Genomic DNA, 25,622 nt, shown 5'->3' on the forward strand with positions numbered 1-25,622 from the left:
AACTCACGCTCACGACCGCACCCTCGGCAGGGCGTCCAGCCACCGGGCGTAGGCCTCCTCGCGCACCGTGACGCCGACGCCCGGCGTCAGCAGTTCCGCCTCGGGCCGCGCCTTCACCGCCTCCTCGACCGAGTCGTAGACCCCCGCCCCCACCCCGGCGAACAGGGCCGCGCCCAGGGCGGTGGTCTCCTGGTAGCTGGCGCGGTGTACGGGGATGCCGGTCAGGTCGGCCAGGCGCTGGCTGAACCAGGCGCTCTTGGCCATGCCGCCGTCGATGCGCAGGGCGGCGTCCTCGAAGGCCGTGGGGGCGTCGGCGCGCATGGCCTCGATCAGGTCGCGTCCCTGGAAGACGCAGGAATCGAAGGTGGCCTGGGCGATCTCGGCCAGGCCCGCGTCGCGGGTCAGACCGAAGATCGCGCCCCGCGCCTCGGCGTCCCACCAGGGCGCGCCCAGGCCGGTGAAGGCCGGGACCACCACCACGCCGTGGTCGGCCCGCGCCGCCCGGGCCAGGGCCTCGGCCCCGCGCGGGCCGCCGGTGACGCCCATCCCCTCGTTCAGCCACTGGATCGCCGCCCCGGCCACGAAGATAGAGCCTTCCAGCGCATAGGTCGTCTTGCCCGAGACGCGCGCCGCCACCGTGGTCAGCAGGCGCGAGGCCGAATGCGGGCGGCTCTCGCCGGTGTTGACCAGCATGAAGCCGCCGGTGCCGTAGGTGACCTTCATCTCGCCGGGCCGGATGCAGCCCTGCCCCATCAGCGCCGCCTGCTGGTCGCCGGCCACGCCGCGGATCGGCAGGGGGCGGCCCAGGATGTCCGGCGTCACCTGGCCGTAGTCGGCCGCGCAGTCCAGCACCGCTGGCAACAGGGTGCGGGGCACGTCGAACAGGGCCAGCATCTCGTCCGACCAGTCCTGGGCCTGGATGTCGAACAGCAGGGTGCGCGAGGCGTTGGTGGCGTCGGTGACGTGGGCCTTGTTGCCGGTCAGCCGCCAGATGACCCAGCTGTCGATGGTGCCGCACAGCAGTTCGCCCGCCTCGGCCCGCCGCCGCGCGCCGGGGACCTTGTCCAGGATCCAGGCGATCTTGGTGCCCGAGAAATAGGGGTCCAGCAGCAGGCCAGTGGCGGCGGTGACGGCCGGCTCGTGGCCCTCGGCGCGCAGGCGGTCGCAGACATCCGCCGTGCGCCGGTCCTGCCAGACGATGGCCGGATGGATCGGGCGGCCGGTGGCCTTGTCCCAGACCACCACGGTCTCGCGCTGGTTGGTGACGCCCAGGGCGGCGATGTCGGCGCTGTCGCGGTCGCACGTCTCGACCGTGTCGCGCAGCACGCCCACGCAGGCGGCGTAGATCTCCTCGGCGTCGTGCTCGACCCAGCCGTCACGCGGATAGCTCTGGCGCAGCGGCCGGCTGGCGTCGCACACCGGCTTGCCGTCGGCCTGGAACAGGATGGCCCGGGTGCTGGTCGTGCCCTGATCGAGCGCGAGGATCAGAGGTTGGCCCATGCGTCTTGCGTCTCCCTGGCGGTCTTTTCGACGGTCTTTATTTCTGCGGCATCGCGACGCTTGTCATCGTCCGTGCGTGGATTCCCCTGTTTAAGCATGTTTTCATCTGACGCCGCCAAGGTCCGTCTTGGTAAAGCTTGGATTTCGAGGAGGCTGGTGAGCCAGTCCGCCCAGACCGCGCAGCTCTTGTCCCTGGCCCGCAGCCGCGAGCCGGCCGATCGCGAGCGTCTGCTCGCCGGCATCGTGGAGATGTGCGACGCCGGCCAGGCCCAGGGCCGCCCCGCCGCGCCCGAGGTCCAGATCCTGCTCGACTCGATCTTCATGACCCTGGTGGTCGAGGCCGAGCGCGACATCCGCGCCCGCCTGGCCGAGAGCCTGGCCGACGCCGCCTGGGCCCCGCCGGCCCTGATCAACATCCTGGCCCTGGACGAGATCGAGATCGCCCGCCCGATCATCGCCCGCAGCCCGATCCTGCAGGACCACGACCTGATCCGCCTGCTGGTCCAGGCCACGCTGGAGCACCAGATCGAGATCGCTCGCCGGCCGCAGCTGTCGCCGGCCGTGGTCGAGGCCATCCTGGCCAAGGACGAGTCGGCCGTGCTGACCGCCCTGGCCTCCAACCCGACCGCCCAGATCTCGCCCGAGGGCCTGCGCCGCCTGGTCGACAAGGCCCGCGAGGTCGTCGCCCTGCGTTCGCCCCTGGCCCGGCACCCCAACCTCTCCGGCGACCTGGCCGAACAGCTGTACCTGTGGGTCGGCCGCGCCCTGCGCGACAGCCTGACCGCCCGCTTCCAGCTGGATCCCGACAAGATGGCCGCGGCCGTCGAGACCGCCCTGCGCGGCGCCCATTCCGGCGCGACCGTGGTCGCCGACCAGCCCGCCGTCGAGCAGTCCGAGGACCGCGAGGAGATGGAGGCGGCCCTGGTCGAGAAGCTGGACGCCGCCGGCCAGCTGCGGCCCGGCTACCTGCTGCGGGTGCTGCGCGAGCGCCGCCTGCCGCTGTTCCTGTTCGCCCTGGCCCGGCTGGGCCGCTTCGACGTCCGCCAGGTGCGGCGGGCGGTCGACAGCAACCGCCCCGAACTGCTGGCCCTGGCCTGCTCGGCCGTGGGCATCGACCGCAGCGTCTTCCCGACCATCCTGGCCCATGTGCGCGAGCTGAACGGCGGCCGCCCCGGCGGCGGGGCCGAGGCCGCCCGCCGGGCCAGCGGCGCCTTCGGTCCCTTCGCGCCGGACATCGCGGCCATGGCCTTCCGCCAGGCGGTCAGCGCGGCCTGAGCGGCCGTTCTTCGATCCTTCCCAATTTCGTTGTCATCCCGGACGAAGCGCGCGGCGCGAAGATCCGGGACCGACGCGTGAACGCGGCGCTTCCGGCGATCCCGGATCTGCGCCCGGCTCTGCCGGGCTTGTCCGGGAACAGCTCACGCAAAGCGCCCCCAAGCCCAGGTTTGACAACCCCACGCCGATCCAGCCACTTGGCGGCATGTTCCAGCCCCTGCCCTTCGTGACTCGCCTGACCTTCAAGGCCAGTGACCGCCCCGAGGCGCAGGAGGCGCGCGAGCGGCTGATCGCGCGCTACGGCGACGTCGGCGACGAAAACGCCCAGGTGATCGTGGCGCTGGGCGGCGACGGCTTCATGCTGGAGACCCTGCACGACACCCTGCAGCGCCAGACGCCGATCTACGGCATGAACCGCGGCTCGGTCGGCTTCCTGATGAACGAATACAGCGAGGACGGCCTGCTGGAGCGGATCAACGCCGCCGAACGGGCCGTGATCCATCCCCTGGCCATGGTCGCCATCGACGCCAACCGCAAGCAGCACCGGGCCCTGGCCATCAACGAGGTGTCGCTGCTGCGCCAGACCCGCCAGACCGCCAAGCTGCGCATCAGCATCGACGGCAAGGTGCGGATGGGCGAGCTGGTCTGCGACGGCGCCCTGCTGGCCACCCCGGCCGGCTCGACGGCCTACAACCTGTCGGCCCACGGCCCGATCATCCCGATCGGCGCCCAGGTCCTGGCCCTCACCCCGATCAGCGCCTTCCGTCCGCGGCGCTGGCGTGGCGCGCTTTTGCCGCAGACAGCTAGGGTGACGTTCGAGATCCTGGAATGCGATAAGAGACCAGTAAGCGCCGTGGCCGACAATTTCGAGGTTCGCGACGTCGTCGAGGTTCACATCGCCGAGGACAGCAGCGCCAGCCTTTCCATGCTCTTCGACGCGGGTCGAAGCCTAGAGGAGCGGGTTCTGACGGAGCAATTCTCGGCCTGACAACACGAAGGATTATTGGTCAGGGCACTCCCTGTCCATTGGTCAGATAGAAATGGGCGTCTCATCTAATGTTAACGCCTTGACCCTATATTCCAGACCAATGCCCAGGGAGAAGCGTCCGTGACCAACAAGTCCGCCGCGGAAGTGATTCAGGTGCCGAACATGCTCAAGCTCAAGGTTGGCGGACGAGGCGGTATCGACATGGCGGCCATCGCCAAGGCCGAAGCCGCCCTGAAAAGCCTGTCGGGCAACTTCGCCCAGTGGCTCAACGACGAGATCGTCAAGCTGGAGGCCGCCCGCCAGGACGTCCGCGCCCAGGGCCTGACCGCCCAGACGGTCGAGACCCTCTACCTGCGCGCCCACGACCTGAAGGGCCTGGGAACCACCTACGAATTCCCGCTGATCACCCGCCTGGCCGGCTCGCTGTGCAAGCTGATCGACGATCCGGCGACCCGCCTCTCGGCCCCGATGTTCCTGGTCGACGCCCACATCGACGCCATCAAGGCCTGTGTGCGCGACGACATCAAGGTCGACACCCACCCGGTGGGCAAGGTCTTGGCGGCCGAGCTGGAAGGCCGTGTGACCGAGTACCTGGCGGGCTGACCGGCCCCGCCTCGAAGATTCCGACAAGCCCCGGTCACGCCGGGGCTTTTTCTTTGCGCCTGGAGGGATCTTCGCGCCCCGCGAGGCTCCCGCCCTACTCCGCGATCCCGTTCAGGCGCTTGGCGGCGCTGACGGTGTTGGCCAGCAGCATGGCGATGGTCATCGGCCCGACGCCGCCCGGCACCGGGGTGATGGCGCCGGCCACCTCTTTCGCCGCCTCGAAGTCGACGTCGCCGACCAGGCGCGTCTTGCCGTCTTCCTTGGGGATGCGGTTGATGCCGACGTCGATGACCGTCGCGCCCGGCTTGATCCAGTCGCCCTTGACCATCTGAGGGCGACCGACGGCCGCCACCAGGATGTCGGCTTCGCGGCAGACGGCGGCCAGGTCCTGGGTGCGCGAATGGGCGATGGTGACGGTGCAGTCGGCGGCCAGCAGCAGCTGGGCCATCGGCTTGCCCATCAGGTTGGAGCGGCCGACCACCACCGCGCGCTTGCCGCGCAGGTCGCCGACAACGTCCTTCAGCAGCACCATGCAGCCGGCCGGGGTGCAGGCGGTCAGGGCCGGCAGGCCGCTGGCCAGGCGCCCGGCGTTGGTCACGGTCAGGCCGTCGACGTCCTTGTCGGGCGAGATCGCCGCGACGATGGCCGCCTGGCTCATGTGGTCGGGCACCGGGAACTGCACCAGCACGCCGTGGATGGCCGGATCGTCGTTCAGCCGCTCGACCAACGACAAGAGTTCGGCCTGGCTGGTCTCGGCCGGCAGGCGGTGGGTTTCCGAATGCATGCCGGCGGCCAGGGTCTGCTCGCCCTTGCTGCGCACGTAGACCTGGCTGGCGGGGTCCTCGCCGACCAGCACCACCGCCAGGCCCGGCGTCAGGCCGTGCTGCGCCTTCAGGTTGGCGACGTCGGCGGCGACCTGCTCGCGAAGCTGGGCCGCGAAGGCCTTGCCGTCGATGATTCTGGCTTGCGACATGGACGTCTCCTGTTGGCGCGTGCCTAGCCCCTCCCCCGTTCGCGCGCAATATGTCCGGACGCGCGTCAGAAGTCGCTTGAGCTTCGCCCAATCATGCTAGAGCCGGAGCATGGTCTCCGCGCTCCCGACCCAACGCGCCGACGTCGTCCTGGTGGGCGGCGGCCTGGCCAACGGCCTGATCGCCCTGCGGCTGAAAAGCCTGTGGCCGCGGCTGCGCGTGATCCTGCTGGAACAGGGTCCGACCCTAGGCGGCGAGCACACCTGGTGCCACTTCGCCACCGATGTCGACGTGGTCGAGGCCGGCTGGCTGCGGCCGCTGATCGTCCATCGCTGGTCGGGCTACGAGGTCCGCTTTCCGGGCCACCGACGACAGCTGTCGACCGACTATCTGGCCATCACCTCCCAGCGCCTGCACCAGGTGGTCGGCGCCGCCCTCGGCCCCGACGCCTGGCTGTCGGCCACGGTGTCGGACGTCAATCCGCACCAGGTGACCCTGGCCGACGGCCGGACCATCGCCGCTGGCGCGGTGATCGACGGCCGCGGTCCGCGCAAGAGCCGCAGCCTGGCCCTGGGCTACCAGAAGTTCGTCGGCCAGGGCGTGCGGCTGTCCGCGCCCCACGGCTTGACCCGGCCGATCATCATGGACGCCACGGTCTCGCAGGAGGACGGCTACCGCTTCGTCTACGTCCTGCCGCTGGACGCCACGCGCCTCTTGATCGAGGACACCCGCTACAGCGACGGCCCGGCCCTGGACCGGCCCGCCCTGCGCCGCGCCATCGCCGCCTACGCCCAGGCCCAGGGCTGGACCATCGCCCAGGTCGAGCGCGAGGAGGAAGGCGTCCTGCCCATCGCCCTGGGCGGCGACATCGACGCCTATTGGCGCGAGGCGCGGCCGCACGTCGCCGAGGTGGGGCTGCGCGCGGCCCTGTTCCAGCCGACCACCGGCTATTCCCTGCCCGACGCCGCCCGCCTGGCCGAGACCATCGCCGCCCTGCCCCGCATCACCAGCGCCAGCGTCCGCGCCAGCGTCGAGGCCCAGTCCAAGACGGTCTGGCGGCGGCGGCGCTTCCTGCGCCTGCTGAACCGCATGCTGTTCCGCGCCTGCGCGCCACAGGACCGCTACAAGGTGCTGGAGCGGTTCTACCGGCTGTCGCCGGGCCTGATCCAGCGCTTCTACGCCGCGCGGCTGACCCGTTGGGACAAGACGCGGATCCTGATCGGCAAGCCGCCCGTGCCGATCTCGGCGGCCATCAAGTGCATCGACGAAAGCTCGGTGTTCGGAGGACAAGACGCATGACGCAGAGCAAACCCAAGGCGGCGGTGATCGGCGCGGGCTTCGGCGGCCTGGCCCTGGCGATCCGCCTGCAGTCCTCGGGCTTCGACGTCACCGTCTTCGAGGGGCGCGAGAAGCCGGGCGGCCGGGCCTATGTCTGGCACGACCAGGGCTTCACCTTCGACGCCGGCCCGACCGTCGTCACCGATCCCGACTGCCTGAAGGAGCTGTTCGCGCTCTCGGGCCGCGGGATCGAGGACTATGTCGAGCTGCTGCCGGTCGATCCGTTCTACCGCCTGGTCTGGGAAGACGGCGACGTCTTCGACTACGTCAACGACCAGGCCGGGCTGGACCGCCAGATCGCCGCCCGCAACCCGGCCGACGTCGAGGGCTATCGCCGCTTCCACGCCTATTCGGAGGAGCTCTACCAGAAGGGCTATGTCGAGCTGGGCGCCGTGCCGTTCCTCGACTTCGGCAGCATGGTCGCCAGCGCCCCCGCCCTGATGAAGCTGCAGGCCTGGCGCAGCGTCTATGACAAGGTCTCAGGCTTCGTGAAGGACGAGCACGTGCGCCAGGCGCTGTCGTTCCACAGCCTGCTGGTCGGCGGCAGCCCGTTCGCCACCTCGTCGATCTACGCCCTTATCCACGCCCTGGAGCGGCGCGGCGGCGTCTGGTTCCCGCGCGGCGGCACCCACGCCCTGATCCGGGCGCTGGTGAGACTGTTCGAGGACCTGGGCGGCAAGATCCACCTGGGCCAGCCGATCCGGAAGATCACCACCAAGGCCGGCCGCGTCACCGGCGTGATCCGCGCCGACGACCAGTTCGAGGCTTTCGACACCGTCGCCTCCAACGCCGACGTCATGCACACCTATCGCGAGCTTCTCGCCGACGATCCCAGGGGCGCCAAGGTCGGCAAGGCCCTGGAGGCCAAGCGCTGGAGCCCCTCGCTGTTCGTGGTCTATTTCGGGCTGAAGACCCCCCACCCCGAGATCCGCCACCACACCATCTGCTTCGGCAATCGCTATCGCGAGCTGATCGGCGAGATCTACGGCAAGGACGGCCTGGCCGACGACTTCTCGCTGTACCTGCACCACCCGACCGCCAGCGACCCGGCCATGGCGCCCGAGGGCTGCTCGGCCTTCTACGCCCTGTCGCCGGTGCCCAACCTGAAGACCGCGAACATCGACTGGTCGGTGGAAGGGCCGAAATACCGCGACAAGATCCTGGCCTATCTGGAAAAGCACTACATTCCGGGGCTTTCGGCGGATCTGGTCACCAGCCGCTTCATCACCCCGGACGACTTCGTGGCCGACCTGAACGCCTGGAAGGGCGCGGCCTTCTCGCTGGAGCCGATCCTGACCCAGAGCGCCTTCTTCCGCACCCACAACCGCGACGACGTGATCCCCAACCTCTATTTCGTCGGGGCCGGCACGCATCCGGGCGCGGGCATTCCGGGCGTGGTCAGCTCGGCCAAGGCGACGGCGGGGCTGATGATCGACGACTACGTCCCGGCATGAGCGACCTCGAAGCGCAAAGTCGCGAGGCGATCCAGAAGGGCAGCAAGAGCTTCGCCGCCGCCGCCGCCCTGTTCGACGCCCAGACCCGGGCCGACGCCGAGATGCTGTACGCCTGGTGCCGCCACTGCGACGACGTGATCGACGGCCAGACCCTGGGCCATGGCATGAGCCCAGTGGCCGACGCCCCGGCCCGGCTGGAGGCGCTGTACGCCCAGACCCGCGCGGCCATGGCCGGCGAGAGGCCGACCGACCCGGTGTTCGCCGCCTTCCAGACCGTGGCTCTGCGCCGGGCCATTCCCGAGCGCTACGCCCTGGACATGATCGACGGCTTCGCCATGGACGTGGCCGGGCGGCGCTACGCCACGCTCGATGACCTGCTGGACTACTGCTGGGGCGTGGCCGGGGTGGTGGGCACGATGATGGCCCTGGTCATGGGCGTGAAGCCCGACGCCCTGGCCACCCTGCGCCGCGCCCAGGACCTGGGCCTGGCCTTCCAACTGACCAACATCGCCCGCGACGTCGTCGAGGACGCCCGCAACGGCCGCGTCTACGTACCCGGCGACTGGCTGGCCGAGCTGGGCGTGCCGCCGGACGCCATCGCCGTCGCCGATCCGGCTCACCGGGCCGCCGTGGCCGTGCTCGCGAAACGCCTGGTCGACGCCGCCGAACCCTACTACGCCTCGGCCCGCTGGGGCCTGCGCGACCTGCCGGTCCGCTGCGCCTGGGCGATCGGCGCGGCGCGCGGGGTCTACCGCCAGATCGGGCTGGACGTCGTGAAGGCGGGGGCTAGCGCCTGGGACGAACGGGTCGTGGTCAGCGGCCGGATGAAGGCCTGGCGCGCGCTGGAAGGCGGCGTCGTGGCGCTGCGCTCGGCGACGCTGGACCGTTGGGGGAAGGCGCCGGAGCGGCCGGCGATGTGGTCGAGGATCTGAACGCCCAGGCGCACTGACTTGCCCCCACCTGGCGGCTTCGCCGCCTGTCCGCCCCCATAGGGGGCGGAGCCTTCGCGTATCAGGCTCTTCCCCCTATGGGGGAAGACGGCCGAAGGCCAGTAGGGGGCAAGCGTTCGCCGCTCGCCCCCTATCGCAGCACCCCTCGCCGCGTCATCCACCAAGCGTACCCGATGAAGAACGCCAGCAGCCCCGCGATGACCGCGCTCATGATCGCCATCGACTGACCCATGATCTTGCCCCCGTCGGTCAGCACATAGGTGTAGGCCAGGCTGAGCAGGAAGGCGGCCAGCGAGACGGCCAGGACCGGCCAGGCCAGCTTGTGGCGCAGCAGGATCAGCACCGAGCCCAGCAACGCGCCGAACACCCCGATCGCCCAGTCGATCGTCATCCAGGCCGGCATCTGCTGGTAGTGGGCGATCTGCTCCGGCGTCATGCCCGCGCTCTTCATGTAGGCCGCGCCCTGGGTCATGCTCATCACGAAATCGAAGACGCCGATGGCGTTGAACAGCACGGCGACGACGCCCACCAGCCACAGGTGCCATGGGGTCCTGGTCGGCGCCCCGCTGATCGTGTTCACCCCTGTCATTCCAGCCTCCCCTGGCCGACGGTCTGGTTGTTGTTACAGCAGCGCGCCGTCGACGCCCCGCTCCCGCAGTTTCGCCTTCAGTTCGCGCACCGGCCGGGCCAGTAGGAAGCCGAACGACACCGCCCCGTGCTTGGTGTGCACCGCGTGGTGGATCCGGTGGGCCTGGATCAGCTGCTTCCAGTAGCGCGACCGGCCCAGCGGAACCTTGAAGCGCTGGTGCACCATGCCGTCGTGGAACACGAAATAGATCGCGCCATAGGCCGTGACCCCCAGGCCGACCGGCAACAGCCAGGGCACGCCGTGCACCCCGAAATAGATCGCCGCGATGGCCGGCGCGGCGAACACCACCGCGAATAGGTCGTTGAGTTCGAACGGTCCGGTGCGCGGCTCGTGATGCGAGCGGTGCCAGGCCCACAGCCAGCCGTGCATCACGTAGCGGTGCATGACCCAGGCGAAGCCCTCCATGAAGGCCAGGGCCGCCAGGAACAGGGCCAGGTGCAGACCAAGGGTCGCCATCGTCGTCCCGTTTACCGCCGAAGCCGGCGCGCCAACACATGCGCCAGGACCAGGCCGGCCAGGCCGGCGGCGGTCAGCACGCACCAGGCCTTATACACCGCCCCGATCCCGGCGTCGCGCCAGAGGATCGCCTGATAGGCCTCGATGGCCCAGGCGTGCGGCGTCAGCCAGCCCACCGACTGCAGCCAGGGCGGCATCAGGAAGCGCGGCACCATGCTGCCGCCGACCGCCGCCAGGACCAGGATCACGAAGGTCGACAGCATCTGGGCCTGCTCGCGCGTGCGGCACACCGACACCAGCCCCAGGGCGACGCCGGCCGCGCAGGCCGAGGCCGCCAGGGTGGTCGGCAGCCACAGGACCGCGTGCTGCGCCGCCGCCACGCCGTAGACGCCCTGGGCGGTGGCGAAGATCAGCAGCGCCTGGACCGTCCCCTGCCCGACCAGGAACAGGAACTTGCCGCTGACCACCGGTCCCATGCCCGCCGTGCCGGCCAGCAGGCGGTCGGCCACGCCGGTGCTGCGCTCGTCCATCAGGCCCAGCGCCCCCTGCATGGCCGAGAACAGGGCGAACAGGATCATCACCGCTCCGGCGTAGTAGGCGATCACCCCGCCGCCGACCTTGGCGTCCTTGACCGCCTCGCGCTCGAAGAAGCCGCCGTCGTCGTGGGTCGGATCCTGGCGCATCAGGGCCGCGGCGCTGTCGGCGTTCTCGACCTGCTCGTCGGTGAAGCCGCCCAGGGCGGGCTCCAGCTGGGTGATCGTGCGGCGCAGGGTGACGTCCGGCAGGGCGTTGGCCAGCACCTGCTGCACCCGGGCTTGGGCCAGGGGCGCGGCCACGGCGCGGCTGGGGTCGGCGATGATCAGGAACGGCTTGTCGGCCGAGGCGGGATCGGCGCGGATCACCAGGCCGGCGTCGGCCTGTCCCGCCTTGACCCGCCGCCGCACCGCATCGGCCGTCGGCGCGGTCTCGGCGCGGACCTCGGGCGAGCGGGCCAAGGCCGCGGCCAGCCGGCCGGAATCCGGGGTATGGGCCGTGTCGGCCACCGCCAGCTTCAGCTGGATGTCGTCGCCCGTCGTCCCGGCGAACACCGAGGAGAAGATCAGGAACACCAGCGGCGGCAGCAGGAAGGTCATCAGCAGGGCGCCGCGGTCGCGCCAGAGATCCAGCGCCATCACTCGCATCATGGCGGCGATCTTCCAGACCGATCGCATCACGCCGCCAGCTTCCGGTCGGCCACCAGGGTGAACAGATGGGCCAGGGACGGCTCGCGCACCCGGATCTCGCGCGGGGCCAGCCCCGCTTCGCGCAGGCGCTGGTCCAGCCGCCCCGCCGCCGCGTAGCCGTCGGCGTCCAGCCGCGTCCAGACCGTCGCCCGCCCCGTGGGCTCCAGCCCCTCGGCGGCCAGGCGGTCCTGGCCGGCGGCGTCGACCTCCTCGGCCAGGTGGACCTGGATCTCCATCCGCTCGCCGAACGCCTCGGCGATCAGGGCCCTGGGCCGTCCCTCCAGCACCAGCTCCCCCTCGCGCAGAAAGCCGACCCGGTCGGCCAGGGCGCCGGCCTGGTCCAGGTCGTGGGTGGTCATCAGCACCGCCACGCCCAGGTCGCGCAGGCCGCGGATCACCGCGTCCACGGCCTCGCGGGCGTCCAGGTCGACCCCGACCGTGGGCTCATCGAGGATCAGCAGGCTGGGCTCGTGGACGATGGCGGCGGCGATGTTGGCCCGACGCCGGTAGCCGCCCGACAGGTGCTTGACCGGCACGTGGGCGCGATCCGTCGTGCGGGTCAGCGCCAAGGCGCGAGCCACGGCCGACGGCAGGCCGGCGCGCGGCACGTCGGCCAGGACCGCGAAGGTCTCGACGTTCTCGGCCACCGTCAGGTTCGGATAGAGGGCGATCTCCTGGGGCACCAGGCCCAGCCCCGCGCGGGCGGCCGGGACCCGGGCGGGATCGCGGCCGTTCAGCAGCACCGCGCCGCCGTCGGGCCGGATGCGGCCGCAGAGGACGCGGATCAAGGTGGTCTTGCCGGCGCCGTTCGGCCCCAGCAGGGCGTAGATCTCGCCGGGGCGCAGCGCCAGGTCGACGCCGCGCAGCACCGGCTGGCCGCCATAGGCGTGGACCGCGCCGCTGACCGTCACGATGGGCAGGGCGGCGATGGGCTCCGGCGAAAGGGGCTCGGCGGTCACGCCGCCGCCTTGCGCCGGGCGAACAGCTCGCCGACGTAGCGGCCCAACAGATCGCCGCAGCCGGCCTGGGTCAAGGCGTCGGCGGCCTTGGCCAGATGCTCGTCCATGACCTGGCGGGCTCCGGCCGGACCCAGGGTCGAGACCACCGTGGCCATGGCCGCGTCCTTGCCCACGTCCTTGCCGGCGGCCTCGGTCGAGCCCTCGGCGTCGATCAGGTCGTCGCGGATCTGGAAGGCCAGGCCGATATGGCGGGCGAAGGCGCCCATCGCCTCGACCGCCGCCTCGGCGGCGCCGGCGACCATCGCCCCGCCCTGGGCCGCGGCGATGATCAGCACCCCGGTCTTCTCGTGATTGAGCCGGTCCAGGACGGCCGGATCGCGCAGATGGTCGCGATCGAACAAGTCGCGGGCCTGGCCGGCGATCAGGCCCGAAAAGCCCACGGCCTGGGCCGCGCGGCCGGCCAGCTCGGCGCGTAGCGGCGCCGGCAGGCCCTGGTCGGCGGCGATCACCGCATAGGCCTGGTTCAGCAGCCCGACCCCGGCCAGGATCGCCGTGGCCTCGTCGAAGGCGCGGTGGATGGTCGGCAAGCCGCGACGCAGCCCCGCGTCGTCCATCGACGGCAGGTCATCCAGGATCAGCGAGGCGGCATGGATCATCTCGAACGCACAGCCCACGTCCAGCGCCGCCCCCTCGGGCGCGCCCAGCTCGGCGGCGGCCAGCAGGGTCACCATGGGGCGGAAACGCTTCCCGGGGGCCAGCAACGCGTAGCGCACGGCCTCGACCAGGCGGTCGGGCGCCGAGCCCATGGGCGGCGCCAGCTCGGCCAGCCGCCGGTCCACCCCGGCGCGCAGGGTCTCGACTCTCTGGAGAAAGGCGGCCTGGTCGTCCATCTCGCGGGTCGTGACCTGCTGTCCGCCCCGACGCGGGCGGAGGGCATTTGACGGGCGCTCCCGTCGGGCGTCAACCGAAAGGTCGGAAAGCGCCGGTCAGCCCCGGCAGAAGCCGAAGAAGCGCCTGATGTCGGCCCGTTCGGCCGGGGTGCGGGCGTCCTGGGGATAGGCCTTGTCCTCGACCTGGCTGATCAGGCCGGTCTTCTCGAAGGCGGCCAGCACCGAGTCGGCCAGCGGGATCTGGCCGATCGCATCCAGGCCGTCGGAGATCTCGGATGGGGTCAGCCTGGCGGCGTAGCGGCCCTGGGCCTTGCCCGACCGGAACCGCACCGTCCCCGCTCCAGGCTTGCCGCCGACCAGGTTGGTGTGGAAGTCCACGGCGGCCGCCTTGCGCCGGCACGAGAAGATGATCCCCACCACGTCGCTGTCGGGCAGGCCGTAGGCCAGCCGCTGCTCCTTGTCGGGCGTGGTGAAGGCGTTCCACTTCATCCCGGCGGGCGCCGCCGGCCCCGCTGGTGGCGCGGTGGTCGAGCACGCGCCCAGCACCGCGGCGCTGGCCGCCAGCAACAGCCACGATCCCCGACGCCCCATGCCCTGTCCCCTTGTCAGCCCTTCGCTGATCTAACCACGTTCGCGGCGTCCGGAAAGCGCCCCATGGACGGGTCCGGCGACGCAAGGCAGGGTGGAGCCCGCCGGCCGGGGCGGCGTTCAGGAGTGATGCCCATGCTGTCCACGAAATCCATTCCCCTCGCCGTCCTCGGCCTGGTCGCCGTGCTGGGCGCCTGCGAGCGCAAGGCCGCCCCGCCGCCGAAAACGCCGCCCGCCGCTGCTCCTGTGGCCGCCGCCCCAGCGCCGATGGCGCGCCCCCTGACCTTCGACCAGTCCGACGACGCGGCCAAGGTCGCCCTGCGCCTGCCGGCCGAGATCGCCAACCATCCCGCCCTGCACGCCCTGCTCTACGACCGCGAGACGGCGGGCCTGAAGGCCTTCGCCGCCAAGGCCCAGGCCGACCACAAGGCCTCTGACGGCAAGTTCCCCTGGCGGCCCTACAATCGCCAGAGCCAATGGTTCCTGGCCGCCGACGCCGCGCCGCTGACGGCCCTGCGCGCCCTGTGGTTCGAGGACACCGGCGGGGCGCACCCCAATCACGGCGGCGCGAGCCTGATCTGGGACAGCGCCGCCGACCGCGAGATCCAGCCCAAGGCCCTGTTCCGCCCGGACGCCGACATGTCCGCCCTGGACAAGGCGATCTGCGACGCGGTGGCCCAGGCCAAGACTCATCGCGAGGGCGCCGCGCCCCTCAACGCCATGTTCGCCTGCCCCAAGTGGAGCCAGACCGTGCTGGTCCCGGCCCCGTCGACCGTCCCGGGCAAGATCGGCGGGCTGACGGTACTGATCGATCCCTACGTGGTCGGTCCCTATTCCGAGGGCGACTACGAGGTCGTCGTTCCCCTCTCGGCGTTCCAGGCTCTGCTGGCCCCGGCCTATGCCGGCGCGTTCGGCGACGCCCCGAAGTCGCCGGGCAATCCGGACGGGACGCTCAGCGTGCGGATGGACCTGAAGTAACTTCGGGCGCGCCTCCCCGCGCGCTCGCCCGACTTAAGGTTGCGCTTGTCACAAACCAGTGCAATCTGGTCCCGTTTTGATCGGGGGATTCCATGCGTAAGTTCTATCTCGCCGCGGCCCTGGCCGCGGCGGCGACGCCGGTGTGCGCGAGCGACCTGGCCAAGTCGTCGGACGGCTACACCTATTTCAACAAGCCCGGCGCCCAGGTCGCCGTCCATGACGCCGACGTCCGCGACTGCAAGGTCAAGGCCGCCCGCCTGCACCAGCCCGACACCAGTCCGCCCGTCTATGCGCCCGGCCTGGCCGGCGCCATCGGGGCGGCGATCGGCAAGGCCATCGTGATGGCGATGAACGACGCCAAGGCCCGGCCGGTGAACGTCGAGAATTGCATGGTGGTCAAGGGCTGGCGCGTCGTGGCCCTGGACCCCGTGGCCGGCGAGGCCGCCAGCAAGCTGGACACCGCCGCCAAGGCCGCCCGGATGACGCCGCTGATCAGCGCCGCCGAGCCGGAGGGCACGGTCGTGCGGGTGTTCGCCAACGACGCCGCCGCCGCCCAGACCGCCGGCATGTTCTCTCCCGCCCGCAACACCATCAAGTCGGCGCTCAGCGTCGAGGCCATGGGCGACCCGCCCGAGAGCGACAAGCCGACCAAGGAAAAGCCGGCCCCAGCCCCCAAGCTGGCCAAGAGCGCCCGCCCGCCCGCGCCGCTGAAGGCCGAGCAGCTGGGCGAGATCCCGGCCAATTCGGCGCTGATCGTCGTCAACCTCCAGGGCACGGGCGCGCTGTCGGTGGGCTTCGAGCGCGAAGGTCCCGACGCCAAGACGCCGGCCTGGGCCGACGGCCGTCCGGGCGGCTTCACGGCCGCCCAGCCGGTCAAGGCCACGGCCACGGCCGGCGGCGCCCAGGGCACGACCCTGGTGTTCGCCGTGCCCCCCGGCCGCTGGAAGATCGCTCGCCTCAGCGCCGGCCTGTTCACGGTCAGCCTGTGCCTGGGCGCGCCCTCGTTCGAGGTCGCCGCCGGCGAGGTGGTCTATGCCGGCGCGTTCGACCCCGCCTCGGCGACCAACACCATCGGCCCGGAAATGACCCTGGAGCCCTATCGCGCCGTCTTCCCGGCCCTTTCGGGCCTAGGCGAGAAGATGCGGCCGGCGTCCTACGTCAACGGCTCCACTGGCCAATGCCAAGGCGCCTACATGTACGCGCTTGAGACCGCTGGCCGGCCGTTCGCCGAAGGCTACGCCCTGGGCTCCAAGGCCCAGCCGATCCCCACGGCCTCGGCGGGGGTCGCCCCGGCGCCCGAAGCGGCCGTCCCGGCCTCGACGCCGCCGGTCGACGCCGCGCCGGCGGCCGCCATCACGCCGACCTCGGCTCCGATCGCGCCGACGGCTCCTGCCGCCGCGCCGGCCGCGTCCTAGGTCGGCCATGGCTCCGATCCCGCGCCGGCGGTCGCCCTGGGCGATCGCCGGCCTGGTGTCGCTGACCGGCGCGGCCAGCGCGGTCGCCGCCTCCAGCTACCGATACCAGCCGCTAATCTATGGCTCGCCGCCGGCCGTCTATTCGTACGGCGCGGCGGGCGAGACCGCGCGGATGCCGATGTCCCTGACCGACGCGGCGCCGACCGCCGTCGAGGGCGAGGTGTCCCGGGACGGGGTGATCGCCCAGCATGTGCTGCGGGTCGATCAGGCCCGCGTGCTGACCAGCCCGGTCCAGGGCCGCTTCCGCGAGATCCCGGCCGGCACGCCCCTGGCCCGGGTCGAGGTGGCCAGCCAAGCCGGGCTGGTCGTCTGGTGCGACCTGCGGGCCAACACCAAGTGGACCAGCCGCGGTTCGTTCGAGTGCCTGACCGACACCAAGGGGACCGGCGCCTTCGACCAGGGCTGGGCCGGGCTTTCGGCCTACTATTTCGCCGCGGCCGGCTTCAACGTAGTCGGCTCGCCCCGCACCCTGGCCGGCAAGGCGACCTGGCGCGAGGCCCGGCCCGACGAACATCCGACCCTGCTCCTGGGTTTCCAGTGGTGCGACGGCGACGGGGTGAAGAAGCCCGCCCGCTTCGCCCGCGCCCTGCAGGCCGGTGGCGACACCCGCTGGTTCGTGGCCGGCGCCTATTGCCAGGGCGGCGCGACCGCTCCCCTCGGCGGCGGATCCTTCGACCTGGGTCCGCTGAAGGTGACGGCCTCGACCGGCGCGACGCCGGGCGCGCTGCGCTACAGGGTCGAGGGCCGCCTGCCGCCCGCGTCCCTGCCCCAGCCCGTGCTGTCGGGCCTGGCCGACCTGTCGGCCGCGCCGCCTCCCAAGGTCGACCGGGCCGTCGTCCCGCCCGCGCCCGAGCTGTCCCTGAAGCCGCTGGTCGCGGCCGGCGCGGCCCCGGTCGTCGTCGCCGGCGACGTCGCCAAGGGCCAGCCGTTCTTCACGGTGGGCGTGCGCCACGGCGTGACCGGCGTGCTCAGGCAGGAGGTGCGCGGCAAGGGCTGGTTCTTCGACAAGGCCCTGCCGGTCGGCCAGCCCCTCTACGGCGTGCCGATGGCCGGCGCCGGGACGACGGGCCTGGTCTGGTGCGCCCCGCGCCAGGACGACAAGCCGAAGGGCAAGTCGCCCACCCGTTGGGCCGCCGCCTGCCTGCCGCAGAGCGCCACCCAGGCCAACTGGGTCGAGGCCCAGACGGCAATGATGAGCGTCAACCTGTCGTGGTTCTACGGCAGCCGCACCACCAACGCCCTGGACGTCGAGCGCGGCCCGATCGACCTGCCGCCGATGACCCTTTCCTACGTCTTCGCCGGCTGGAGCGAGCAAGGCTCGCTGATGCTGGAGGTCCGCCTGGACTGGGGCGAAGGCCCGCAGCTGTTGCGCGCCCTGCGCGTCGCGCCGGGGGCGGACGGGGTGGTGACGGTCAGGACCATGGACGGCGCGATCGGCGTACGGCGGGCCGGTGACACGGCTCGGGCGGAAGCGCTCAGGCCGCTCCGCACCGAGGCCGAGGTCGTCTACTAGACGATCGTCAGGAGTTTCAACCGCAATGTCATATGTCTGCAGTCAGTGCGGCGTCGCCCACGAGGACCTTCCGGTCTGGGCCTGTCGCGCGCCCGATCTCTGGGCGACCGCCAGCGAGCAGGAACGCGAACAGGACTTCCGCCTGAGCGACGATTTCTGCAGCTTCCGCGACGAGCACTACTTCATTCGCTGCGTATTGCAAATTCCGATCACGGACTCCGAAACCGAGGTCTTCGAGTTTGGGGTCTGGAGCACGCTCAGCGCCGAGAATTTCCGCCGCTACTACGACACGTTCGACGACACCGACCAATCGAAGCTCGGTCCGATGTTCGGATGGTTCGCCAATCGGCTCGGCGGCTATCCCGACACCTTGAGCCTGGCCTGCGACGTGCTGCCCCAGGACAATCGCAAACGTCCGCTGATCAGGTTCCACGAAGCCGACCACCCGCTTGTCCTGCAACAGCAGGAAGGGGTCACGCTGCGGGAAGCCATCGACTATCTGCACGCGCGAGGCGCGCTCTAGCCGCCCTCTAGAGCGGAATGTTGTCGTGCTTCTTCCAGGGGTTCGACAGTTCCTTGCCCTTCAGGCTCTTCAGCGCCCGGACGATGCGGCGGCGGGTGCCGTGGGGCATGATTACGTCGTCGATATAGCCCCTGGAGGCGGCCACGAACGGGTTGGCGAAGCGGTCCTTGTACTCGGCCTCGCGAGCGGCCAGGGCCTGCGGATCCTTGGCCTCCTGGCGGAAGATGATCTCCACAGCCCCCTTGGCGCCCATGACCGCGATCTCGGCGGTGGGCCAGGCGTAGTTGAAGTCGCCGCGCAGGTGCTTGGAGCTCATCACGTCATAGGCCCCGCCATAGGCCTTACGGGTGATCAGGGTGATCTTCGGCACCGTGGCCTCGGCATAGGCGAACAACAGCTTGGCGCCGTGCTTGATCAGGCCGCCGTACTCCTGCTTGGTGCCCGGCATGAAGCCCGGCACGTCCACGAGCGTGATGATCGGGATGTTGAAAGCGTCGCAGAACCGCACGAAGCGGGCGGCCTTGCGGCTGGAGTCGATGTCCAGCACGCCCGCCAGCACCTGCGGCTGGTTGGCGACGACGCCGACGCTTTCCCCGTCCATGCGGGCGAAGCCGCAGACGATGTTCTTGGCCCACTCGCTTGAGATCTCGAAGAAATCGGCCTCGTCGACGATCTTCAGGATCAGTTCCTTCATGTCGTAGGGCTTGCCCGGATCGCTGGGGATCAGGCTGTCGAGGCTGGGCTCGGCGCGGTAGGCCTCGTCGAAGCTCTCGCGCTCGGGCGCGGTCTCGCGGTTGGACGAGGGCAGGAAGTCGATCAGGCGGCGCACCTGGGTCAGGGCCTCCAGGTCGTTCTCGAACGCCCCCTCGGCCACGCCCGACTTGGACGCGTGCACCCGCGCCCCGCCCAGCTCCTCGGCGGTGACCACCTCGTTGGTGACGGTCCGGACCACGTCCGGGCCGGTCACGAACATGTAGCTGGTGTCCTTCACCATGAAGATGAAGTCGGTCATGGCGGGGCTGTAGACGTCGCCGCCGGCGCAGGGGCCCATGATCACGCTGATCTGCGGCACCACGCCCGAGGCCATGACGTTTTCCAGGAAGATGTCGGCGTAGCCCGCCAGGCTGTCGACGCCCTCCTGGATCCTCGCCCCGCCGGCGTCGAACAGGCCGATGATCGGCGCGCCGACCTTCATGGCCTGGCGCTGGACCTTGACGATCTTGGCCGCGTGGGCGCCCGACAGGCTGCCGCCGAACACCGTGAAATCCTTGGAGAAGACGTAGACGACCTTGCCGTTGATCGTGCCCCAGCCGGTGACGACGCCGTCGCCGGGCACCTTCTGCTCGGCCATGCCGAACTCGACGCCGCGGTGCTCGACGAACATGTCGAACTCCTCGAACGAGCCTTCGTCGAGCAGCAGGTCGATCCGCTCGCGCGCCGTCAGCTTGCCCTTGGCGTGCTGGGCGGCCACCCGCGCCTCGCCGCCGCCGGCCCGGGCCTGCTCACGACGACGGTCGAGTTCCTCGAGAATATGCTGCACGCGGACGCTCCCCTGCTCTCTCACCTGGGCGGTTTTTCCACCTTATGGGCCGAGCCCTAATGGCGCGAGCTTTCCGTGGCAAGGCGTACCCTGGGGCAGCGCGGCCATGATCCTCGTTCGGCCGCGGCCTCAGCGGCGCAGCGCGGCGAACCAGCGCTCCAACACCTCCGCCTCGACCGCCAGGGCCTCGGCGCGGGCGGCCGCCTCGGCGTCCTGGCCCCAGGTCTGCGCCTGGAAGATCTCCTCCAGCCGCGACAGGTCCAGGGCCTTGCGGCCGGTGACCTTGCCCGCCCGCAGCGCTAGGGCCAGGACGGTCGAGCCGAACAGGCCCGCGCCATAGGCCACGCCGGCCAGGGTGAAGTCGTCCATCGTCAGGGCCAGGCCCTCGACGCTGGCCAGGGCGGCCGGCGGCTGGGCCGTGTGAATCACGCCGGACGCGGGCGTCAGGTGAACATCCAGCTCGGCCCGGGCCCAGTCCAGCATGGCGCCCCAGTCGCGCTTCTGGCGCTCGACCAGCGGCGTGGGATGGTCGGCCCAGTAGCAGAGCAGGTCCGAGCCGGCATAGGCCGCGACCTCGGCGGCCACCTCGGCCCGGGTCTCGCGGATCCGGTCGATGGCGGTGAAGGCCAGGCGGGTGGCGGGCATGGCCGTCGAGTCGATCACCTCGACCTGGGCCTCCCATTCGGCGGCGACCAGCTGGGCCAGGGCCAGGGTCGGCAGCGCCAGCGGCGACTTGGCCGGCGACTTGGGCGTGCGGCCGTCCAGCAGCACGGCGAAACCGCCGTCCGCCGGCCCCGCCGTGGCGGCCTTGTAGAAGCGGCGGGGACGTTGCAGCAGGTCGGGCTTGTCGGCCAAGGCGAGACTTCTTTTCGGTCCGGACATCAAAACAGCGATTTCGAGCCGTTGAATGATCAAACAACGCGCCCAAGGCAAGAGAGGGCGAGGCAACGGAGCGAAACGGCGTGAGCCTGCCCTCCAACGACATGATGGCGGCCATCGCCGCGACCCGTTTCGGCCTGGGCGCGCGTCCCGGCGAGATCGATGCGGCGCGGGGCGACCCGCGCGGCTTCCTGGCGGCCCAGATCCGTCCCGAAGGCGCCGACCAGCCGCGGGGCGGCGAAGGCTCGGCCCAGCGCCTGGCGCAGGTCAGCGACTACCAAATGCAGAAGCGCGACGCCAAGATGGCGGGAGACCCCAAGAGCCCGCCGGTCAGGGACCTCCAGAAGGACCTGCGCGCCCAGGCCGGCGACGACTTCCTTGCCCGGGCCCGGCTGGGCGCGGCGACCGATGCGGCGTTCCGCGAGCGCTGGGCGCTGTTCTGGGCCAACCACTTCACCGTCTCGTCCACCAGCCTGGCCGTCGCCGCGGTGGCGGGGCCGTTCGAGCAGGAGGCGATCCGCCCGCACGTCTTCGGCCGGTTCGAGGACCTGCTGGTCGCCTCGTCCACCCATCCGGCCATGCTGCTGTATCTGGACCAGGCCCAGTCGCTCGGTCCCGACAGCCGGGCGGCGCAGTATCAGCGCAAGACCGGCAAGACGGCCGGCGGGCTGAACGAGAACCTGGCCCGCGAGATCCTGGAGCTGCACACGGTCGGGGTCGACGCCGGCTACGGCCAGGCCGACGTCACCGAGTTCGCCCGGGCCATGACCGGCTTCAGCGTCGGCCGGCCGCGGGATCCCAGCCCGCACCAGTTCCTGTTCCGCGACAACGCCCACGAGCCGGGCGCGCGGACGGTGATGGGCCGGCGTTATCCGCAGGACGGCCAGGCCCAGGCCCTGGCGGTGATGCGCGACCTAGCGGCCAGCCCCCACACCGCCCGCCACGTCGCGACCAAGCTGGCCGCCCACTTCGTCAGCGATGTCCCGCCGCCGGCCCTCGTGGCGCGGTTGGAAAAGACCTATCTCGACAGCAATGGCCGCCTGGACGACATGGCCCGCGCCCTGGTCGCCGCGCCCGAGGCCTGGGACCCCGCTCCCGTCAAGTTCAAGACCCCCTACGAGTTCGCGATCTCGACCTGGCGGGCCGTGGACGCCCAGCCGTCGGGGATCGACAAGCTGGCGCCGGTGCTGACGGGCCTGGGCCAGAAGCCGTTCTCGCCCCCCTCCCCCAAGGGCTGGGCCGACGAGGCCCAGGTCTGGTGCGCGCCGGACGCCCTGATCAAGCGCCTGCGGTTCAGCGAAGGGTTCGCCGCCGTGGTCGCCGACCGTCTGGACCCGAACCTCCTCGCCCAAACCGCCTTGGGCGCACGCCTGACCCCGCCGGTCGCCAAGGCGGTGGCCCGGGCCGAGACTCGCCGCGAGGCCGTGGCGCTGCTGTTGATGAGCCCGGAGTTCCAACGCCGATGACCGCTCAAGTCTCCCGCCGCTCGCTGCTGCTGCAGGCCGCCGGCCTGGGCGTTTCCGTTAGCTTCCTGGGCGGATCGGCCTTCGCCGCCGCCGACGGGCCGATGGCCCGGCGCAAGATGGTGGTGGTCATCTGCCGGGGCGGCATGGACGGTCTCACCGTCAGCCCGCCGATCGGCGATCCCGACTATGCGGCCCTGCGCGGCGCGGTGGCGGTGACGCCCGACCAGGCGCTGAAGCTGGACGGGACCTTCGGCCTGCATCCGGCCCTGGAGTCGGTCCACGCCCTGGCGCTGAAGGGCCAGGCCCGCGTCGCCCCGGCCATCGCCAGCCCCGACCGCGCCCGCTCGCATTTCGAGGCCCAGGACGTGCTGGAGACCGGCGCGGCCCAGGTCTATGGCGTCAGCACCGGCTGGCTGAACCGCACCCTGGAGGTCCTGGGGCCGTCCAAGGTCGAGGGCCTGTCGGTGGGCGCCACCGCACCGCTGATTTTGCGCGGCAAGGTCCAGGCCGCCAGCTGGTCGCCGGGCAAGGGCGTCGACGAGACCGGCCGCCTGCCCACCCTGCTGCAGGATCTCTACAAGGCCGACCCGCTGATGGGCCCGGCCTTCGCGCGCGGCCTGGAGACCGAGGTCATGGCCCAGGCGGCGACGACCGCGCTCGCCCCGACGCCCGTCTCGGCCCCGATGTCGCCGGGCGCGGCGCCGCAGGTCATGGCTCCGCCGGCCATGGCCCCGAACGCCCAGGCCATCGCCGGCCAGCGCCAGGGCCGCGAGGCCGCGCGCAAGCTGGGCGCGACCCTGGCCGGGTTCATGGTGCAGGAGGGCGGGCCGCGCATCGCCGCCGTCTCGCTGGACGGCTGGGACACCCACGCCGGCCAGGTCGGCCAGCTGAACACCCGCCTGTCCTATCTGGACGCGGTGCTGGACGGGCTGAACACCGGCCTCGGCGACGCGTGGCGCGACACCGTGGTGGTGGCGGCCACCGAGTTCGGCCGCACCGCCCGGGCCAACGGCACCGGCGGCACCGACCACGGCACCGGCTCGACCGCCCTGGTGCTGGGCGGCGGCCTCAAGCCTGGCGGCATTATCGGCGACTGGCCCACCCTGAAACAGGAGGCCCTGTTCGAGAACCGCGACGTGCGCCCCACCCTCGACATGCGCGGCCTGTTCAAGGGCGTGCTGGCCGACCACATGGGCGTCGACCGCGCGGCCCTGGAGACCAAGGTGTTCCCGAACAGCGCCGACGCCAAGGCGGTGACGGGGCTGGTCTAGCCGCGCCTTGAAAAGGCGTCGATGAAGCCGGCCACCTCGGTGGCGGGCATCGGCCTGGCGAAGTGATAGCCCTGGACCTGGTCGCAGCCGTACTGCGTCAGGGTCGCCAGTTGTTCGGGCCGCTCGACCCCCTCGGCCACCACCTTCATGCCCATGCTGGAGCCGAGATTGATCACGGCGCGGACGATCGCCTCGTCCTGGCTGTTCTGGACGAAGGACTTGTCGATCTTCAGGCGATCGACCGGGAACTGGCGCAGGTTGGCCAGCGACGCGTAGCCGGTGCCGAAGTCGTCCAGCGCGATCAGCACGCCGGCGTCGTGCAGTTGCCTGACAGTGTCGCTGACCACCTCGGCGCCCCAGCCCATATAGACGTTCTCGGTGACCTCGACGGTCAGACGGTCGGCCGGCACGTTCCAGCGCGCCAGCTTGGCCGTGATCTCCGCCGCCAGCCGCCCCGTGCGGAACTGGGCCGAGGAGATGTTGATCGCCACGCGGCCGAACTCCACGCCCTGGTCGAGCCAGGCGCGCATCTGTCCCAGGGCGCGTTCGAAGGCCACCTCGCCCAGCTGCAGCGACAGGTCGTTGTCCTCGAAGGCGGCCATGAAGGCGGCCGGCGGCAGGACGCCCTGCTCCGGGTGGTTCCAGCGCATCAGGGCCTCGAAGCCGGCCACGCTGTTGGCGGCCAGGTCGACGACCGGCTGATAGAACAGGTCGAACTCGCCCTGGCTGATGGCCAGGCGCACTTCGCGCAGCAGTTCGATACGCTGTTCGACCTGCGTCCGCATCTCCGGCCGGAAGACGACGCTGCGGTTGCGACCGTCGTACTTGGCTTGATAGAGCGCGACGTCGGCGTTCTTGAGCAGGTGGGTGGGATCGGCTTCCGGATCGCCATGCACCGCCGCGCCGATGCTGGCGCAGATGGTGAAGCTTTGGCCGGCATGTTCGATCGGCGTGCGCAGCAGATCCTGCAGCACCTCGATCGGACGGGTCATGTCCGTTTCGCACTTGAGGTCGCGCAGCACGATGGCGAACTCGTCGCCGCCCAGCCGCGCCACGGTGTCGCTGCGCCGGAAGGCCCGCTTGAGCTGGCCGGACAACGCCTTCAGCAACGCGTCGCCGGCGTCGTGGCCCAGGGTGTCGTTGATGGCCTTGAAGTGGTCGACGTCGAGCATGATCAGGCCGAACATCTCGCCCTGTTCGGCGGCGGCCACGGCGTCGTCATAGGCCCGCTGGAAGGCCGCGCGGTTGGGCAGGCCGGTCAGGGGATCGCGGAAGGCCAGGAACTCGATCTGGGCGGCGGAGCGGATCGACTCCGTGACGTCCTCGTGGGTGGCCACATAGCCGCCGTCGGCGATCGGGTTGTGGGTGATGCGGATGGTGCGCCCATCGTCCAGCTCCACGTCGCGCGTCGCCGCCGCGCCTTTCAGGGCGGCTTCGACGGTGGCGGCGTAGAACGCCGCGAAACTGCGGGGGCCTTTGCCGATCGAGCGGCGGTGATCGAGGATGTCGTCCAGCGGCGTCCCTGGGACGCTGAGCCGGTCCGGAAGATCGTAGAGCCGGCGATAGGCGGTGTTGCACAGGATCAGGCGCTTCTCGGCGTCGAACATGCAGAGCCCGTGGGGCATGTTGCTCAAGGCCGCGTCGAAGCGCGCGTTCTGCTCGGCCAGGCGCTGACGCGCCGCGTCCGTCTCGCGCGCCGCCAGCACCGCCTCGGTCACGTCTCGCCCCACGACGACCAGCCGGCCGTAGGCCGCCCCGTTGCGCGGCCAGGGGCTGAGCTCGAAGCTGAACCAGCGCTCGGGCTCGCCGTCGGCGACCGGAATTTCGACGCGGCAGGTCTCCACCGCGCCGGTTTCGAGGCAGCGGCGCGCGGCCGCCGTGAAGTCGGCGCTCAGGGCCAGGGGACGAGCCTCCTGCGACGGCGAGATCCGCAGCGTCACGGTCTGGTCGCGCCAGCCTTGGCTGAACAGCAGGGGTCGCAGGTCCAGGTCGAGCAACGCGATGGGGCTGGGGGCGCCGCTCAGCGCGGCCCGCAAGGCGATCTCCGCGGCGGGCATGCCGGCCGACCGCCGCTCGACGTCCAGCGCGATGACCTTCGAACTCATGGCGAAAACCTCTGTCTGCCCACGACGG

General features: G+C 71.1%; 23 protein-coding genes. 12 read left to right on the forward strand and 11 right to left on the reverse strand.

All coding sequences use genetic code 11. The annotated features are described in order from the left end of the window. Nucleotides 1-9 precede the first annotated feature (9 nt). The gene (gene glpK / locus BM066_RS12405) at nucleotides 10-1,500 is read right to left on the reverse strand and encodes a glycerol kinase GlpK (RefSeq protein WP_089928284.1); all 1,491 of its coding nucleotides are present in this window, start codon (nucleotides 1,498-1,500) and stop codon (nucleotides 10-12) included. A gap of 186 nt (nucleotides 1,501-1,686) precedes the next feature. Here glpK and BM066_RS12410 point away from each other — a divergent pair, with 186 nt between their 5' ends. From BM066_RS12410 to BM066_RS12420, 3 genes are all read left to right on the forward strand, one after another. After that, nucleotides 1,687-2,775: a DUF2336 domain-containing protein gene (locus tag BM066_RS12410; protein ID WP_089928453.1), complete on the forward strand. Its 1,089-nt coding sequence runs from the start codon at nucleotides 1,687-1,689 to the stop codon at nucleotides 2,773-2,775. Between the two features lie 205 nt (nucleotides 2,776-2,980). After that, nucleotides 2,981-3,763 (forward strand): NAD kinase, encoded by a 783-nt coding sequence (locus BM066_RS12415; protein WP_089928286.1) that lies wholly within the window; start codon nucleotides 2,981-2,983, stop codon nucleotides 3,761-3,763. 120 nt (nucleotides 3,764-3,883) lie between these two features. Next, nucleotides 3,884-4,366 (forward strand): Hpt domain-containing protein, encoded by a 483-nt coding sequence (locus tag BM066_RS12420; protein WP_089928289.1) that lies wholly within the window; start codon nucleotides 3,884-3,886, stop codon nucleotides 4,364-4,366. A gap of 94 nt (nucleotides 4,367-4,460) precedes the next feature. On the opposite strand, the gene folD is transcribed toward BM066_RS12420, so the two are convergent. Next, the gene (folD, locus tag BM066_RS12425; RefSeq protein ID WP_089928293.1) at nucleotides 4,461-5,339 is read right to left on the reverse strand and encodes a bifunctional methylenetetrahydrofolate dehydrogenase/methenyltetrahydrofolate cyclohydrolase FolD; all 879 of its coding nucleotides are present in this window, start codon (nucleotides 5,337-5,339) and stop codon (nucleotides 4,461-4,463) included. A gap of 109 nt (nucleotides 5,340-5,448) precedes the next feature. On the opposite strand from folD, the gene crtY reads away from it, so the two are divergent. Genes crtY through BM066_RS12440 form a run of 3 tightly spaced genes read left to right on the forward strand, consistent with a single transcriptional unit; the run spans nucleotide 5,449 to nucleotide 9,061 of the window. Next, nucleotides 5,449-6,636 (forward strand): lycopene beta-cyclase CrtY, encoded by a 1,188-nt coding sequence (crtY, locus tag BM066_RS12430; RefSeq protein ID WP_089928296.1) that lies wholly within the window; start codon nucleotides 5,449-5,451, stop codon nucleotides 6,634-6,636. Continuing rightward, nucleotides 6,633-8,129, forward strand: a complete 1,497-nt coding sequence (locus BM066_RS12435; RefSeq protein WP_089928298.1) for a phytoene desaturase — start codon at nucleotides 6,633-6,635, stop codon at nucleotides 8,127-8,129. Before crtY ends, BM066_RS12435 begins: the two co-directional genes overlap by 4 nt. Next, nucleotides 8,126-9,061, forward strand: a complete 936-nt coding sequence (locus BM066_RS12440; protein ID WP_089928302.1) for a phytoene/squalene synthase family protein — start codon at nucleotides 8,126-8,128, stop codon at nucleotides 9,059-9,061. Before BM066_RS12435 ends, BM066_RS12440 begins: the two co-directional genes overlap by 4 nt. A 148-nt stretch (nucleotides 9,062-9,209) precedes the next feature. Here BM066_RS12440 and BM066_RS12445 read toward each other — a convergent pair whose 3' ends face one another. The 6 genes from BM066_RS12445 to BM066_RS12470 all read right to left on the reverse strand — a co-directional run bounded on the left by BM066_RS12445 (nucleotide 9,210) and on the right by BM066_RS12470 (nucleotide 13,847). Continuing rightward, nucleotides 9,210-9,668 (reverse strand): hypothetical protein, encoded by a 459-nt coding sequence (locus BM066_RS12445; RefSeq protein WP_089928306.1) that lies wholly within the window; start codon nucleotides 9,666-9,668, stop codon nucleotides 9,210-9,212. A 33-nt stretch (nucleotides 9,669-9,701) separates the two neighbouring features. Continuing rightward, a complete protein-coding gene (locus tag BM066_RS12450; protein ID WP_089928309.1) occupies nucleotides 9,702-10,184 on the reverse strand; it encodes a sterol desaturase family protein in 483 nt (160 codons plus the stop codon). A gap of 11 nt (nucleotides 10,185-10,195) precedes the next feature. Next, nucleotides 10,196-11,395 (reverse strand): ABC transporter permease, encoded by a 1,200-nt coding sequence (locus BM066_RS12455; protein ID WP_089928335.1) that lies wholly within the window; start codon nucleotides 11,393-11,395, stop codon nucleotides 10,196-10,198. Next, on the reverse strand, nucleotides 11,395-12,366 hold the full coding sequence (locus BM066_RS12460; RefSeq protein ID WP_089928344.1) for an ABC transporter ATP-binding protein: 972 nt from the start codon (nucleotides 12,364-12,366) through the stop codon (nucleotides 11,395-11,397). Before BM066_RS12460 ends, BM066_RS12455 begins: the two co-directional genes overlap by 1 nt. Then, complete coding sequence (locus BM066_RS12465; RefSeq protein ID WP_089928347.1) at nucleotides 12,363-13,256, reverse strand: polyprenyl synthetase family protein; 894 nt, start codon at nucleotides 13,254-13,256, stop codon at nucleotides 12,363-12,365. Before BM066_RS12465 ends, BM066_RS12460 begins: the two co-directional genes overlap by 4 nt. 96 nt (nucleotides 13,257-13,352) lie before the next feature. Continuing rightward, the gene (locus BM066_RS12470; RefSeq protein WP_143093723.1) at nucleotides 13,353-13,847 is read right to left on the reverse strand and encodes a hypothetical protein; all 495 of its coding nucleotides are present in this window, start codon (nucleotides 13,845-13,847) and stop codon (nucleotides 13,353-13,355) included. 132 nt (nucleotides 13,848-13,979) lie between these two features. On the opposite strand from BM066_RS12470, the gene BM066_RS12475 reads away from it, so the two are divergent. The 4 genes from BM066_RS12475 to BM066_RS12490 all read left to right on the forward strand — a co-directional run bounded on the left by BM066_RS12475 (nucleotide 13,980) and on the right by BM066_RS12490 (nucleotide 18,333). Beyond that, nucleotides 13,980-14,822 carry an RsiV family protein gene (locus tag BM066_RS12475; RefSeq protein ID WP_089928457.1) on the forward strand — a complete coding sequence of 281 codons (843 nt, stop codon included), beginning with the start codon at nucleotides 13,980-13,982 and terminating at the stop codon, nucleotides 14,820-14,822. 92 nt (nucleotides 14,823-14,914) lie between these two features. Further along, nucleotides 14,915-16,237: a hypothetical protein gene (locus BM066_RS12480; protein ID WP_089928353.1), complete on the forward strand. Its 1,323-nt coding sequence runs from the start codon at nucleotides 14,915-14,917 to the stop codon at nucleotides 16,235-16,237. 7 nt (nucleotides 16,238-16,244) lie between these two features. After that, nucleotides 16,245-17,810: a hypothetical protein gene (locus BM066_RS12485; protein WP_089928356.1), complete on the forward strand. Its 1,566-nt coding sequence runs from the start codon at nucleotides 16,245-16,247 to the stop codon at nucleotides 17,808-17,810. A 25-nt stretch (nucleotides 17,811-17,835) separates the two neighbouring features. Then, nucleotides 17,836-18,333 carry a DUF2199 domain-containing protein gene (locus BM066_RS12490; RefSeq protein ID WP_089928359.1) on the forward strand — a complete coding sequence of 166 codons (498 nt, stop codon included), beginning with the start codon at nucleotides 17,836-17,838 and terminating at the stop codon, nucleotides 18,331-18,333. 7 nt (nucleotides 18,334-18,340) lie between these two features. Here the strand turns inward: BM066_RS12490 and BM066_RS12495 are convergent, their stop codons facing one another. Then, nucleotides 18,341-19,873, reverse strand: a complete 1,533-nt coding sequence (locus BM066_RS12495; RefSeq protein ID WP_089928362.1) for an acyl-CoA carboxylase subunit beta — start codon at nucleotides 19,871-19,873, stop codon at nucleotides 18,341-18,343. A 129-nt stretch (nucleotides 19,874-20,002) separates the two neighbouring features. Continuing rightward, on the reverse strand, nucleotides 20,003-20,728 hold the full coding sequence (locus BM066_RS12500) for an ATP12 family chaperone protein (RefSeq protein ID WP_089928364.1): 726 nt from the start codon (nucleotides 20,726-20,728) through the stop codon (nucleotides 20,003-20,005). Nucleotides 20,729-20,835: 107 nt separating this feature from the next. Here BM066_RS12500 and BM066_RS12505 point away from each other — a divergent pair, with 107 nt between their 5' ends. Then, nucleotides 20,836-22,218 (forward strand): DUF1800 domain-containing protein, encoded by a 1,383-nt coding sequence (locus BM066_RS12505; RefSeq protein WP_255367572.1) that lies wholly within the window; start codon nucleotides 20,836-20,838, stop codon nucleotides 22,216-22,218. Continuing rightward, nucleotides 22,215-23,489 (forward strand): DUF1501 domain-containing protein, encoded by a 1,275-nt coding sequence (locus tag BM066_RS12510; RefSeq protein WP_089928367.1) that lies wholly within the window; start codon nucleotides 22,215-22,217, stop codon nucleotides 23,487-23,489. The genes BM066_RS12505 and BM066_RS12510 overlap by 4 nt, the downstream gene beginning before the upstream one ends. On the opposite strand, the gene BM066_RS12515 is transcribed toward BM066_RS12510, so the two are convergent. Continuing rightward, entirely contained in the window at nucleotides 23,486-25,594 is a 2,109-nt protein-coding gene (locus BM066_RS12515) for a putative bifunctional diguanylate cyclase/phosphodiesterase (protein WP_177218448.1), read from the reverse strand. The two genes, BM066_RS12510 and BM066_RS12515, sit on opposite strands and share 4 nt — an antisense overlap. Between the last annotated feature and the right edge of the window lie 28 nt (nucleotides 25,595-25,622).

The sequence above is a fragment of the Caulobacter sp. UNC279MFTsu5.1 genome (assembly GCF_900114015.1).
In the GTDB taxonomy this organism is placed as follows: domain Bacteria; phylum Pseudomonadota; class Alphaproteobacteria; order Caulobacterales; family Caulobacteraceae; genus Caulobacter.

What these genes read in the sequence shown, in the direction of transcription:
- glpK (WP_089928284.1), bottom strand. Translation starts at nt 1,500, where the DNA reads ATGGGCCAACCTCTGATCCTCGCGCTCGATCAGGGCACGACCAGCACC.
- BM066_RS12415 (WP_089928286.1), top strand. Translation starts at nt 2,981, where the DNA reads ATGTTCCAGCCCCTGCCCTTCGTGACTCGCCTGACCTTCAAGGCCAGT.
- folD (WP_089928293.1), bottom strand. Translation starts at nt 5,339, where the DNA reads ATGTCGCAAGCCAGAATCATCGACGGCAAGGCCTTCGCGGCCCAGCTT.
- crtY (WP_089928296.1), top strand. Translation starts at nt 5,449, where the DNA reads ATGGTCTCCGCGCTCCCGACCCAACGCGCCGACGTCGTCCTGGTGGGC.
- BM066_RS12435 (WP_089928298.1), top strand. Translation starts at nt 6,633, where the DNA reads ATGACGCAGAGCAAACCCAAGGCGGCGGTGATCGGCGCGGGCTTCGGC.
- BM066_RS12440 (WP_089928302.1), top strand. Translation starts at nt 8,126, where the DNA reads ATGAGCGACCTCGAAGCGCAAAGTCGCGAGGCGATCCAGAAGGGCAGC.
- BM066_RS12445 (WP_089928306.1), bottom strand. Translation starts at nt 9,668, where the DNA reads ATGACAGGGGTGAACACGATCAGCGGGGCGCCGACCAGGACCCCATGG.
- BM066_RS12450 (WP_089928309.1), bottom strand. Translation starts at nt 10,184, where the DNA reads ATGGCGACCCTTGGTCTGCACCTGGCCCTGTTCCTGGCGGCCCTGGCC.
- BM066_RS12455 (WP_089928335.1), bottom strand. Translation starts at nt 11,395, where the DNA reads ATGCGATCGGTCTGGAAGATCGCCGCCATGATGCGAGTGATGGCGCTG.
- BM066_RS12465 (WP_089928347.1), bottom strand. Translation starts at nt 13,256, where the DNA reads ATGGACGACCAGGCCGCCTTTCTCCAGAGAGTCGAGACCCTGCGCGCC.
- BM066_RS12470 (WP_143093723.1), bottom strand. Translation starts at nt 13,847, where the DNA reads ATGGGGCGTCGGGGATCGTGGCTGTTGCTGGCGGCCAGCGCCGCGGTG.
- BM066_RS12475 (WP_089928457.1), top strand. Translation starts at nt 13,980, where the DNA reads ATGCTGTCCACGAAATCCATTCCCCTCGCCGTCCTCGGCCTGGTCGCC.
- BM066_RS12480 (WP_089928353.1), top strand. Translation starts at nt 14,915, where the DNA reads ATGCGTAAGTTCTATCTCGCCGCGGCCCTGGCCGCGGCGGCGACGCCG.
- BM066_RS12485 (WP_089928356.1), top strand. Translation starts at nt 16,245, where the DNA reads ATGGCTCCGATCCCGCGCCGGCGGTCGCCCTGGGCGATCGCCGGCCTG.
- BM066_RS12490 (WP_089928359.1), top strand. Translation starts at nt 17,836, where the DNA reads ATGTCATATGTCTGCAGTCAGTGCGGCGTCGCCCACGAGGACCTTCCG.
- BM066_RS12510 (WP_089928367.1), top strand. Translation starts at nt 22,215, where the DNA reads ATGACCGCTCAAGTCTCCCGCCGCTCGCTGCTGCTGCAGGCCGCCGGC.
- BM066_RS12515 (WP_177218448.1), bottom strand. Translation starts at nt 25,594, where the DNA reads ATGAGTTCGAAGGTCATCGCGCTGGACGTCGAGCGGCGGTCGGCCGGC.